The sequence below is a fragment of the Azospirillum sp. TSO22-1 genome (assembly GCF_003116015.1).
Taxonomy (GTDB): Bacteria; Pseudomonadota; Alphaproteobacteria; order Azospirillales; family Azospirillaceae; genus Azospirillum.
In genome coordinates, this window is the sequence record NZ_LGQZ01000001.1 from 26,522 (window position 1) to 38,772 (window position 12,251).

11 protein-coding genes are annotated in these 12,251 nt (G+C 68.2%); 2 read left to right on the forward strand and 9 right to left on the reverse strand.

Going from position 1 to position 12,251, the window contains the following annotated elements; all coding sequences use genetic code 11:
• Window positions 1-3 precede the first annotated feature (3 nt).
• On the reverse strand, window positions 4-777 hold the full coding sequence (locus TSO221_RS00110; RefSeq protein ID WP_109116450.1) for a transporter substrate-binding domain-containing protein: 774 nt from the start codon (window positions 775-777) through the stop codon (window positions 4-6).
• Window positions 778-1,184: 407 nt separating this feature from the next.
• Between TSO221_RS00110 and TSO221_RS00115 the strand changes: the two genes are divergently transcribed.
• Window positions 1,185-2,558, forward strand: a complete 1,374-nt coding sequence (locus TSO221_RS00115; protein WP_109116451.1) for a hypothetical protein — start codon at window positions 1,185-1,187, stop codon at window positions 2,556-2,558.
• Window positions 2,559-2,630: 72 nt separating this feature from the next.
• On the opposite strand, the gene TSO221_RS00120 is transcribed toward TSO221_RS00115, so the two are convergent.
• The 7 genes from TSO221_RS00120 to TSO221_RS00150 form a co-directional block, all read right to left on the reverse strand.
• Window positions 2,631-3,470 carry an AAA family ATPase gene (locus TSO221_RS00120; RefSeq protein ID WP_109116452.1) on the reverse strand — a complete coding sequence of 280 codons (840 nt, stop codon included), beginning with the start codon at window positions 3,468-3,470 and terminating at the stop codon, window positions 2,631-2,633.
• A complete protein-coding gene (locus tag TSO221_RS00125; protein ID WP_109116453.1) occupies window positions 3,470-4,657 on the reverse strand; it encodes a homocitrate synthase in 1,188 nt (395 codons plus the stop codon). Before TSO221_RS00125 ends, TSO221_RS00120 begins: the two co-directional genes overlap by 1 nt.
• A 476-nt stretch (window positions 4,658-5,133) precedes the next feature.
• Window positions 5,134-6,063 (reverse strand): SMP-30/gluconolactonase/LRE family protein, encoded by a 930-nt coding sequence (locus TSO221_RS00130; RefSeq protein ID WP_109116454.1) that lies wholly within the window; start codon window positions 6,061-6,063, stop codon window positions 5,134-5,136.
• On the reverse strand, window positions 6,060-7,970 hold the full coding sequence (locus TSO221_RS00135) for a TRAP transporter fused permease subunit (RefSeq protein WP_109116455.1): 1,911 nt from the start codon (window positions 7,968-7,970) through the stop codon (window positions 6,060-6,062). The genes TSO221_RS00130 and TSO221_RS00135 overlap by 4 nt, the downstream gene beginning before the upstream one ends.
• A 25-nt stretch (window positions 7,971-7,995) precedes the next feature.
• A complete protein-coding gene (locus TSO221_RS00140) occupies window positions 7,996-9,024 on the reverse strand; it encodes a TAXI family TRAP transporter solute-binding subunit (RefSeq protein ID WP_109116456.1) in 1,029 nt (342 codons plus the stop codon).
• Between the two features lie 36 nt (window positions 9,025-9,060).
• On the reverse strand, window positions 9,061-10,260 hold the full coding sequence (locus TSO221_RS00145) for a CaiB/BaiF CoA-transferase family protein (protein WP_109116457.1): 1,200 nt from the start codon (window positions 10,258-10,260) through the stop codon (window positions 9,061-9,063).
• 17 nt (window positions 10,261-10,277) lie between these two features.
• Entirely contained in the window at window positions 10,278-11,219 is a 942-nt protein-coding gene (locus TSO221_RS00150) for a hydroxymethylglutaryl-CoA lyase (protein ID WP_109116458.1), read from the reverse strand.
• A gap of 239 nt (window positions 11,220-11,458) precedes the next feature.
• Here TSO221_RS00150 and TSO221_RS34760 point away from each other — a divergent pair, with 239 nt between their 5' ends.
• Window positions 11,459-11,815: a hypothetical protein gene (locus tag TSO221_RS34760; protein ID WP_146208653.1), complete on the forward strand. Its 357-nt coding sequence runs from the start codon at window positions 11,459-11,461 to the stop codon at window positions 11,813-11,815.
• A gap of 119 nt (window positions 11,816-11,934) precedes the next feature.
• Here TSO221_RS34760 and TSO221_RS35245 read toward each other — a convergent pair whose 3' ends face one another.
• Complete coding sequence (locus TSO221_RS35245) at window positions 11,935-12,102, reverse strand: hypothetical protein (RefSeq protein WP_158283955.1); 168 nt, start codon at window positions 12,100-12,102, stop codon at window positions 11,935-11,937.
• Window positions 12,103-12,251 lie beyond the last annotated feature (149 nt).

The following is a 12,251-nucleotide window of genomic DNA, read 5'->3' on the forward strand; positions in this document are numbered from 1 at the left end:
GCGTCACTCCATGCCGTAGAGCTTGAGCAGTTGCTCGAAGTCGCCGGCCTGTTCCAGGACCTTCAGCGCCTCCTGCCAGTCCGCCGGATTCAGGGTCGACGCCTTGTTGGCCGCGAGGTAGGCGGCGGAGCGCTCCTGCGGCTCGCCGAAGACCAGCGCGCCCTGGCCGCCGACCGCCTTCCAGTCGGTCTTGCAGAACGGGTTGGGCTGGTAGGCCACGTCGATCTTGCCGTCGAGCAGGCCCTGCATCAGATCGCGCGAGGTGGCGAACTCGACGATGTTGGTCAGGCCCTTCTGCTTCAGGAAGGTGAGCGAGGCGCTGTTGACCGTGGTACCGACACCCTTCAGGCGCTTGGCGTCGTCCAGCGTGTTGATCGGGGCGCTGCCCGGACGCCCGCCGAAGGAGCGGTCCATGTCGAAGATCTTGGTCAGCCAGAGATACTTGTCCTCGCGCTCCTTGTTGCGCGTGACCGGGAAGAACAGGGTGCCGGGCTTGGCATCGGCTTCGGCCACCGCATCCGGCCACGCCATGAACTCGATCGGCTTGTCGACCTTCTGGAGCTTCATCATCTCGCGGACGAGGTCGTGCAGCAGGCCCTTCTTGTCCGGCGACGAGTTGTCGGTCAGCGGCGCGAAGTTGGCGGTGACGACGCGAGTCACCTGGGCCGACGCCGGTCCGGCCCCCAGCAGACCAAGGAGCAGCGCACCGGCGGCCGCCACGCGGGCGGCGGTGCGGAACGGGGACGTCACACGGCCCAAGTCTTTCATCTCGAACATGCGGCTCACCTTCCGTGGCGTGTTTTGTCTGTTGGCGTACAATCGGCGAAGCTACGTAGCGCCAGCGCGATCGTTGCGCGATTTACGCAACTTTATGCGGTGGACACGCGCGCTTGCCACCCGATTTAGGAGACAAAACGTCGCGGTATTTTCGCATTACCACGTCAGCGCTGGAACGGACCATCATCCCAAGGGAGAGCACCATCCTCCAACCGTCATCCGATCATTGCCCCTTCCGGCCCCATTCCCCGCATCAGGAGAGCAGGAACCGCAGGCGACCGCCTACCAATACGACGAACGTGTTAAATCATTCTATATGATTGGATGCAATTCGATCTATTATGCAACCGTTTCAGTTGCATAACAGAGTATGCAATCCTTGCGAACGACAAACGGCCGGCCGCACCATGACCACTTCCGATAAGCAGACGGCGCTTCCCGACGCCCAGCACGCGTCGCCGCTGCAGCGCGCCATCGTGCGGCCGATCCAGATCCTGCTGATCGGGCTGACGGCGCTGCAATTCGTCGCACTCCTGGTGCCGCCCTGGACGGGGCCGCTGGGCGACGTCGCGGCGGTGCTGCTGGCGCTGTTCATCCCGCCGGCGGTGGTGCGGGCGCGGCGCACCACGCGGGTGCTGTTCGCCCTGCTGGCCGCGGCGGTCGCCGCGGTGACCTGGGCGGTCGGCAACCCGTGGCCGATCTGGCAGGGGCTGCACAACGCCATGCTGCTGGGCGCCTTCCTGTGCGTGCTGCAGTTGCTGCGCACCATCGCGCACGCCGGCCAGGCGATCCGCGAGGTGCGCACCCGGCTCGCCCCACTCGACCCGCGGCAGGTGGAGGGCGGATTCCTGGTCGGCGCCTTCGGGATCGGCAGCTTCCTGTCCTTCGGCGCGCACGCGGTGCTGGCGCCGCTGATGCAGGCCGACGTCCACGAGCGCGGCCGGCGCGAGGCGGCGCTGGCCTCGGTGCGCGGCATCAGCTTCGCCGCCTTCTGGTCGCCGTTCTTCGTCGGCGTCGCCTACGTCACCCATCAGATGCACGACGTGCCGGCGGGTTCGGTAATCCTGCTGGGCCTCGCCTGCGCGGTGCTGGCGCTGGCCGCCGACCTCGCGGTGGCGGGCACCGGGCCGCGCAGCCTGATGCGCATCTTCCACGGCCTGCTGCCGCTGGTCCCGATCTCGGCGCTGATCGCCGCGGTGTTCGTCGCCATCATGTGGCTCACCGGCATCGGCGCCATGGGTGCGGTGGTGGTCGGTGTGCCGCTGCTGAGCGCGGCGCTCCTGGCGCCCATGGGCCGCGAGAAGGCGGAGCCGCTCCTGAAGACCAGCCTGGGCGGCATCGTCTACGGCAGCGACGAACTGCTGCTGGTGGCGGCGGCCAACATCTTCGCGGCGGTGCTGACCGGGTTGCCGGGCTTCGCCCCGACGGTGGCGCCGCTGCTGGTCGGGCTGCCACCGTTCCCGCTGCTGCTGGCGGTGATCGCCATCATGCTGCTGGCCGGCGCGCTCGGCCTGCACCCGGCGATCTCCGCCTCGGTGCTGCTCGGCGTCTTCGCCAACCTGCCGGACGCGGTAGCGCGGCTGTCACTGGCCGAGGCGCTGATCATCGGCTGGAGCCTGGCGGTGACCATCTCGCCCGTCGGGGTAACGGTGATGGTGGCCAGCCAGATGTTCCACGTGCCCTACCCGAAGCTGGTGTTCAGCCGCAACCTGGCCACCGCGCTGCTGGTCGGCGCGGCCGGCGCCGGCGTGCTGGCGCTGCTGGACGCGCTGGTGCGGTAGACCCACGCACACAAAAAAGCCGCCGGCCTCCCTGCGGAAGCCGGCGGCTTTTTCGTGACGACGAACGCCGTGTCAGGCGGCGAGTCGGTGACGGCGGCCGGTCAGCAGGCGAGCCAGCACGGAACCGACCTCCGCCGGGCCGGACACCGTGGTGTCGACCACCGCGGTGCGCTCCGGCGCGATGGTCATCAGCGTGTCGACCGCACGGTCCGGGTCGTAGTTGCGGCGCTCGGCGGCGATGATCTTGAACTTCGCCAGAACGTCGGCAGCCTCCAGCGTGCCCACCGCCACCTCGGCGCGCAGCCGGGCGACCTCCTCGTCGGTCAGGATGCCCTCGGCGCCCGGCAGCTCGAAGTTCGAGCCGACCGCCGCGTCGGTGCCCGGCGCCGCGCGGTCGAAGGCGTCGCCGCGCTTCAGCAGGCGCATCAGGCGCACCATATCCGGTGCGGTCAGCACCAGGAAGCGCGCCTGCGGCAGCGCCTCGGCGGCGTGCACCACCTCGGCCTCGCCGCGCAGGCCGTCGAACACCAGCGGCAGACCGCGCTTGGAGGCGTCGGCCGCCAACCCGGCCAGCACCGCCGCCATGCCGCCCGGGCAGTCGTGCGTGAAGCGCTGGGTGATCGAGAAGCGCTGCACGCGGTCGGTCACCGGCCCGTCGGCGTAGAGCGGGATGATCGCCTTGTCGGTGACGACACGGCGGTCGGGCAGCAGGCTGAAGCGGATGCCGCGCTGCTCCAACGCGGTGATCGCCGTGGACTTGCCGGCGCCGGTGACGCCGACCAGGACCAGCACCTCGCTGTCGGCCATCGACCGCCAGCCGGCGGGCAGCGGGCCGCCGAAGCCGATGCCGGGAGCGATGGTGGTGAAGGGGGCGGTGGAGGGGCCAGTGGAGGGGGTGTGCTGCGTGCTCATCAGGCGGCCGCCTTCAACTCGGTGGCGTCGATCTCGTTGCCGTTCACGGCGGCGGCGCCGGCGATCAGCTCGTCCACGTCGCCGTTGGTGATGCGGCGGCGCGACGCGATGTCCTTCAGCGTGGCGGTGATGCGCTTCAGCGCCTCGGCGTCGAGGTCGTAGCCGAGCTGGCCGGCGCGCGCCTTGACCGCGTTCCAGCCGACCAGCTGGTGGGCGATCATCACGTTGCGCTCCAGGCCGAAATCGGCCGGGTCGAGGATCTCGTAGGTCTTCGGATTGGCGATGATCGCCTTGGAGTGCACGCCCGCCTTGTGGGTGAAGGCGCTGGAGCCGACGATGCAGGCGCCGAAGGGGACCTCCACGCCGACGATGCGGGCCACCAACTCGACCAGCGGCTTCAGCGCCGGCAGGTCGAAGCGCGCGCGCGCCGCCTCGTGGTCCACCGCGTAGATGGCGGCGACCAGGTCCTCCAGGCGGGTGATGCCGTTGCGCTCGCCCAGGCCCATGACGCAGGTGTCGATGTGCGTGGCGCCGCCCTCGACCGCCATCCAGGCGTTGGCAGTGGCGCAGCCGGTGTCGTTGTGGCCGTGGAACTCGATGTCGATATCGGGGCCCAGCGCCTTGCGGACGATCTGCAGCGTCTGCATGACGCGCAGCGGGCTGGCGGCGCCGACCGTGTCGGCGATGCCGAAGCGCGAGAACAGGCCGGTCTTCGACAGCGGCACGTAGATGGAGAGCAGGTCGTCGAGCGAGCTGCGGAACGCGTCCTCGCAGGAGAAGCGGACGATCGCCTCCGGACGCTCGCGCTTGATGTAGGCGGCGACCTCGGTGGCCTGGCGGACGATCTCCTCGACGCCGCGGCCGTGGCTGGAGGCGCGCAGGATCGGCGAGGAGGCCATGAACAGGTTGAATGCGGTGATGCCGCATTCCAACGCCAGACGGACGTCGTCCATGTGGCAGCGCAGGTGGGCGGCGACGTGGGCGCGCAGCTTCAGGCCGGTCAGCACCTTGCAGGCCTCGCGGGCGCTGGGGCTCACCGCGGGCGAGGAGACCTCGATGAAGTCGACGCCGAACGAATCGAGGGCGCGAGCGATCGCGATCTTGTCCGCGAGGGTGTAGTGGCTGAGTTCGAACTGCTCGCCTTCGCGGAGGGTCGAATCGACGATGAAGCACTTTTGCAAAGACATGAGACCCGCTTCCTTTCACGTATCGGTGAGGCAAGCGTCCGCGCTCTGGAAAGCGATGCTCGCCCAGTGTCAAAATTCAAAACGAATGAGTGGTTTCCGCGCCGACGAGGATGCAGTCGCCGGCCGGTCAAACCCACAACGCGACCGCCTCGCCAGCCCCTTCACAGGGTGTCCGGTGCTGCGAATCACGTTTTGATTTTTATGATTGCGACGCCCCGTACCGTTTCACCCTTTTGGGCGGTGCCGTTGACGTCGTGGGTCCCTTTTATGTCACGTATTTAATAAATGCAACCTAGTTTTGGTGCATGCACAGGTATGCGCCTACCGCAAGCATGTGCGATGTTCGGCAATTTCAAACCACTTACGAACCGTTAATTCGCAACATCCGTGTTACACGCACGAAATAGGAAAACGGCACCGTATGGAACGGCGCCGTTCGTTTGCGTACCCGACAATGTTGTGTGTTTGTATGCGAATCAGCGATTCGATGGCCCAAACAAAGGCTTTCCTGCCACCGGAAGGCGGTATTTTATCACCGTCCCACTCTCGGATTCGGTGATGTAGACCGTTTGGCCGGCTTCTCCGCCAAAGGAGAGGTTCGTCGTGAACAATCCCTCGCCCGAAAGGATGCGACATTTTGGCGCACCAAGGATGTCGAATCCCCACACACAGCCGTTTCCTGCGTGCGCCACCCACAATCCGCCATCCGAATCGAGCGCCATTCCGTCCGGTCCCGACAACCCTCCCGACAGCTGGATGAACAGGCCGACCTTGGAGGTGGAGCCATCGGCTGCCAAGGGCACGCGCCAGATGGCGTTGGCGCGGGTGACCGCGACGTAGATGGCGGTCTCCGCCTTGTTGGGAACCAAGCCGTTGGGGCTGGGCAGCGTGTCGAACAGGCAGGTCAGCCGGCCATCGGTACCCAGGCGGTACAGCCGGCCGGTCGGGTCGTGCAGGCCGGTCTGCCCCTGGTCGGTGAAGTAGAGGTCGCCGCTGGCCGCGAACACCAGATCGTTTACACCCTTGAAACATTCGCCGCGGGCGCGCTCCAGCACCGGCTCGATTTGCCCGGTCCCCGGGTCGAGGACCAGGATGCCCTTCCTGTAGTCGGCGATGAACAGCCGGCCGTCGCGGTGGAAGGCCAGCCCGTTCGGCTCGCCGTCGTACTCCGCCACCAGCGTGAACACGCCGTCGGGCGAGACGCGGAAAATGCGGCCCCAGGGAATGTCGGTCAGCCACAGGTTGCCCCGGGCGTCGAAGGCCGGCCCCTCGAGGAAGGAGTGCAACTCCTCCCCGCGCTTGTTGGCGTCAGCCCACGCGCTGCGGCGGCCCTTGCGGCGGAACTCCTCGGGCAGGCGGGCGAAGACCTCGGCCTTCACGGTCTCGGGCGGCGGGTAGAGACTCACAGTGCAACCTCCACGGATTGGCGGCGATAAGCCAGCAGCCGGCGCGCCAGGATGGCGCCGCCGATGGTGAAGCCGATGCCGGTGCTGAGCGCCCCCGGCACGTAGATCAGCGCGGCGCACGCCGCGAGCACCAGCCGCTCGGCCCACAGTATCCGGCCGTGGAAATGGCCGACCTGCACCGCCGCCAGCATCACCACCGCCAGGGCCAGCGTCGCCAGCGAGGCGAGGATGGCGGGCAGGGTCGCCAGCGACACGTCCTGCAGCATCAGTTCGGGCTGATAGACCCACAGGAACGGGAACAGGAAGGCGACGATGCACAGGCGCATGGAGTGCATCGTGATCCGCATCACCGGTTCCTGGGCGATGGCGGCGGCGGCGAACACCGCCAGCGCCACCGGCGGCGTGATCGCCGACATCACCGCGTAGTAGAAGGCGAACATGTGCGTGGTCAGCGTCGGCAGGCCGAGCTCGGTCAGCGCCGGCCCAGCGGTGAACACCACCAACAGGTAGGAGGCCGCCGTCGGCAGCGCCATGCCGAGCAGCAGCGAGCACGCCACCGCGGCGATCAGCGCCAGGAACAAGTCGCTCTGCCCCAGCACGACGATCGCTTGGCTGAGCTTGATGCCCAACCCCGTGGCGGACACCGCGCCGATGATGATGCCGATGGCCGCGCAGGACACCGCCACGGTCAGCCCCTCCTGCCCGCCCTCGACCAGCATGCGGCGCAGCGTCTCCCGGTCCGGCCGCGTCTCCGGGAACAGGAACGCCAGGCCCAGCAGTGCGGCGATGGCCCCCAATCCGCACAGGTCCACCGAGTAGCCGCTGAACAGCATGGTCAGCAGCACCGTGAAGGAGACCACCGTGATCACCATCTGGATCACCCGCAGCCGCGTCCAGGTGCCGTCCTGCCCCTCCGGCGGCTTGATGCCGAGCTTGTCCGCCTCCAGCGCCGTCACGCAGGACAGCGAGAAGATGAACAGGAACGACGGCACCAGCGCCGCCAGCATGATGTTGCCGTAGGGAACGCCGGTGATCTCCGCCATGATGAAGGCGCCCACGCCCATCACCGGCGGCATGATCTGGCCGACCACCGAGGAGGAGGCCTCCACCGCCCCCGCGTAGGCCTTGGAGAAGCCGGCGCGGTGCATGGTCGCGATGGTGATGGAGCCGTTCGCCACCACGTTGGCCGTCGCCGAGCCGTTGATCGAGCCGAACAGCGCCGAGGCGACGATGGCGCACTGCGCCGAGCCCGAGCGCCGGCCCATCGACAGCGCCCCGGCGATCCAGTCGAAGAAGTCGCCCACCCCGCTGAGCCGAAGCACCACGCCGAAGATCACGAAGACGTAGACGATCTCCACCACCGAGCCGAGCGCCACGCCGAAGATGCCATTGCTGCTGTAGGACAGCTCGGCCACCTCCTCCACCCCCATGCCGCGGTGCCCCGCCCAGCCCGGCAGCAGGTTGCCGAACCCCAGGTAGGCGATGCCGGCCAGCACGACGCCCAGCAGCATCCAGCCTTCGGCCCGGCGCGCGCCCTCCAGCACCACCAGCGTGCCGACCACGTAGGCGGTCAGGTCCCAGCCGTTGGGCAGGCCCTCGCGGAAGGCGGCGATGTCCTGGTAGTTGAGGATCATGTAGACGCCGGCAGAGGCGCCGGCGACGGTCAGCGCCAGCGCCAGCAGCGCGTCCAGCGCCGGCCGCGCCGCCAGCGGCCCCGGCCGCAGCGCGAACAGGGCGCCCAGCGCCAGCATCAGCACCACCTCGTACTGCACCCAGACGGTCAGCCGGCCGTACAGGGTGGAACCGATGATGAAGGCGGCGAGCGCGGCGCACAGCGCCGCCCCGACGCCACGCCGCAGGCTCTCGATGGTCGGCGCCACGGCAGCGGTTTCGGTCAGGCTGGTCATGGCCTTCTCCGTGAAGCTGGAAGGGTCAGAGCGCGCCGAGTTCGCTCAGGCAACGGCGGGCGCCGGGATGCAACTCGGCCGACAGGCCCGACGCGGCGTTGGCTTGGTCGATCAGCGCCAGCGCGGCGGAGCTGGCACGCACCCGGTCCACCCCGCCCCAGAAGGTGCGGCAGAGCGTGTAGGCCGCCTGCTCCGGCAGGTCGGCGCGCACCATCACCATGAAGGGGAAGGTCCAGAACACCACATCGCCGTCGCTGGCCACGCGCGCGCCGTAGGCCTCCTTGATCCGGCCCGCCGGAATGGTGCGGTAAAGGTAGTGGGCGCCGTTGCTGATCGCGCCCTGCAGCGCCGTCAGGCTGCCCGGGTCGGGCGAGAGGAAGCGCAGCGGCGTGTTGCGCGAGGCTTGGTCGATGCCGGCCTGCGGCAACCCGCCCCACACCAACGTGGCGTCGATCTGCCCGTTGCCCAGCCGGTCGAGCGAGGGGCCGTAGTCCAGGTACTCGGTGAGGACCTCGCCGCGCTCGGCGTCGGCGCCGTGCACCTTGAACAGCGAGACCGAGACGCGTCCGGCGTTGCCGCCCGGCCGACCGATGCTGACGCGCCGCCCCTTGAGATCGGCCAGCGTGTGGATCGGGCTGTCGGCGCGCACCACATACTGGCCCATGCCGGTGTCGATGGCGAACAGCACCCGCAGGTTCTTGTAGCCCTCGATCATGCTCGGCGGGTCTTCCTTGAAGCTGCCGTCGCGGTTGACCGCGTCCAGGTAGTGCGGCGCCCCGATCAGCGACAGGTCGGCGCGCCCCTGTGCCATGTTGCGCAGCCCCTTCACGGTGCCGGTGGCGACGGGGGTGATGCGCATGCCGGTGTTGCGCTGGGTCAGCAGGTCGGACCACGCCATGGCCAGCTGGAAGTCCTCGCTGGTCAGCGACACCGTCGCCATGACGAACTCGGCGGCACCGGCCGGGCGGAGCAAGGTGCTAAACACCAGACATGGCGCCACGAGCGCGGCGAGCCCCAGGATGCGGCCCAGGGTATGGAGGTTGGATCGGATCATGTCGGTCACTCCTGTCTCGGGCAGCGGCAGCCGGGCTTACGGGCCGACCACGCCCGCCCCCGCCAGCCGGTCGATGTCGTCCGCGCCGACGCCCAGCTCGGCAAGGATCTCGCGGGTGTGCTCACCGGCGCGGGGCACGTCGCGATAGACGCCCGGCCGCGCGCCGCCGATCTCCACCGGCAGCGCCGGCAACCGCGTGCACCCGCCCGAGGGCAGCGTCACGTCCAGCAGCCCGCCGGACGCGTTGAGGTGCGGGTCGTCGAACAGCTCGTCCGGGCGGACGATGGGGGCATAGGGCAGGCCCAGGCGCTCGAACGCCTCCATCAGCTCGACCTTGCTGCGCGCGGCACACAGCGCGGCGACCGCGGGGATGATGCGGTCGCGCGCAGCCACGCGTTGCGGGTTGCTGGCCAGTTCGGGGTCGTTCAGCAGGTCGCTCAGCCCGAAATGGGTGCAGAAGGCGCGCCACTGCGTGTCGGTGACCACCCCCAGGAACACCGGCGCGTCGTCCCTGGTGGTAAACACGTCGTACACCGCCCAGGCGGCCAGCCGCGCCGGCATCGGGGCGGCCGGCTTGCCGGTCACCGCGTACTGCGCCATATGCTGCGCCATCAGGAAGACGTTGTTCTCGAACAGCCCGGCGCGCACCAGTTGCCCCCGACCGGTAACGTCGCGCTGGCGCAGCGCAGCGAGGATGGCGATGGCGGCGAACAGCCCGCCCATCACGTCGTTGACCGAGGCACCGGCGCGCAGCGGCCGGCCCGGCGGGCCGGTCATGTAGGCCAGTCCGCCCATCATCTGCACCACCTCGTCCAGCGCCGCGCGGTTCTCGTACGGGCCGGGCAGGAAGCCCTTGAGCGAGCAGTAGACCAGCCGCGGGTTGATCGTCCGCAGCTCCTCCCAGCCCAGGCCCATCCTGTCCAGCGAGCCGGGGCGGAGGTTCTCGACCAGCACGTCGGCGGTCTCGGCGATGCGCCGCGCCACGGCGGTGCCCTCCGGCACGGTCAGGTCGACGGCGATCGAGCGCTTGTTGCGGTTGTAAGTGGCGAAGAAGCCGGCACCCGAACCGGTCAGCTTGCGTGTCTTGTCGCCGCCGGGCATCGGCTCGACCTTGATGACGTCGGCGCCAAGGTCGGCGAGCACGAGGCCGCAGGTCGGCCCCATCACCATGTGGTCCAGTTCCAGCACCCGGATGCCGGCGAGGGGAGACGTGCTGTCGGAAGGGGCGCTGTTCATGCGGATGTCCGGAAGGCTCAGGGGATGGACGCGGATGGGGGGCGGAAGCCCTTCGGTACCCCGGCGTGATGCAGGTGGCCGACAAAGCGCTCGCCGGGCAGCGCGGCCGCAAGCTCACGCCGCGCCGCGACCAGCCGGTCGAGGTCGATGCCGGTGCGCAGACCCATCGCCTCCAGCATGTAGACGAGGTCCTCGGTGACGATGTTGCCCAGCGCCCCCGGCGCGAACGGACAGCCGCCCAGCCCGCCCAGCGCCGCGTCGAAGGCGCGGATTCCGGCGTCCAGCCCGGCCAGCACGTTGGCCAGCCCCAGGCCGCGGGTGTCGTGCAGGTGCAGCGCGGTCAGCGTATCGCCGATCTCCGCCTTCACCACCGCGACCACGCGGCGGACCTGGAGCGGGTGCGCGGAGCCGGTGGTGTCGGCGAGGCTGACGTCATCCGCCCCGGCCTCGGCCAGCGCGGAGGCCAGCCGGCGCACCGCGCCCTCGTCCACCGCGCCCTCGTAGACGCAGCCGAACACGGTGGACAGCCCGGCCGACAGGAACGGCCGCCTCTCCTTGGGCAGGCCACGCACGAAAGCGACGATGCGCGCGAACTCCGCCAGTTGCTCCTCCGGCGTGCGGCGCACGTTGGCGAGGCTGTGGCTGCGGCTGGCCGAGAGCGTGAAGGTGATCTTGTGCACGCCGGCCGCAACCGCGTCCTCGGCGCCGCGCAGGTTGGGGACCAGGGCGGCCACCGTCAGCCCGGGAACGGACAGCGCGTGCGCCACCACCTCCCTCGCGTCGGTGAACTGCGGCACCACCTTCGCCGGGACGAAGGAGCACACCTCGATCTCCCGCACGCCGGCCGCCGCCTCGGCGGTGATCCAGGCGGTTTTCACCGAGGTGGGAACGAACGCCTTCAGGCCCTGCAAGCCGTCGCGCGGACCGACTTCGCTGATTTCCACGTCCACGGACATCATCGTACCCGACTCGCGACGCTGCATACGGGAGTATTACGCATATCGAGGTATTTTCTTACGTCTTTCGGGTAGGTTTGTACGGCAGCGACGCAAAACGTGTCAATGCGTCCATGCTATTCGCTTTTTAGCGGCTTTTGTAATTCACGCCACAATTCTAAGCGGAAGCGGTATGACCAGCATACCGAAGCTCCGGTTCAACCCATCGGACGGCGCAACGGAGCGGCTACATAGAAAGTATAATGTGGCGCGCCAACAACAGCGTGCAGCTTTACCTCGTTGTTAACCAAGTCCCTATTTACGAGGGAGCTCCTTTGCGCAATTCTCATTTCACCGTCATTGTTTCTGACAGTCTAGAGCGGGAGGGCGCCGGCATGGCGCAAGAGGACGATTATGCCCTGGGCCGCTACATCAAGGCACTTCCGCCTGATCTTTGGCTGTTGGCCAGAGCGGCTTTCGAAGAACTGTCGAACAACCCGTTCATCCCCATCCTGGACAAGGAGGAGATCGCCAAGCTCATCTGTTCCCCGGGATTCCGTGCCTATCTGGAAGGCGAACTGAAACTGCGTTCGCAGTCCCTCGCTTATCAGTGTACTTGAACGGCGCAAGTCGCGCCGGACATTTCAAAACATTGAATGAACACGGAGAGGCGCCGCGTGCCGTCGCGGAGCCGCGTCCATTTGCCGCTCTCACCGTACTGACCGCCGTATCCCGGCGGTCACCGGCAGTGGTGGACCTCGATGCTGACGTGCTGGCTGGCGAGATGCGCGGGAATGCGCGCGTGATCGTCCTCCGGCGGCCGCAGCGCGTAGCTGACCAGCGAGATCACCGCCGCATATGGTCGTGCGTTCAGCGGTCGAGGAAGTGGGGCGGCACAGCTCGACATGACGCTGTGCGGCGAGTTCGGCACGCTCCTGGAGTGGGCGGCCCAAAAGCAGAACACTCCCGGAGCAGGGCTCGCGGGAGTGTCTGTATCGGTGGTTGCGGGGGCAGGATTTGAACCTGCGACCTTCAGGTTATGAGCCTGACGAGCTA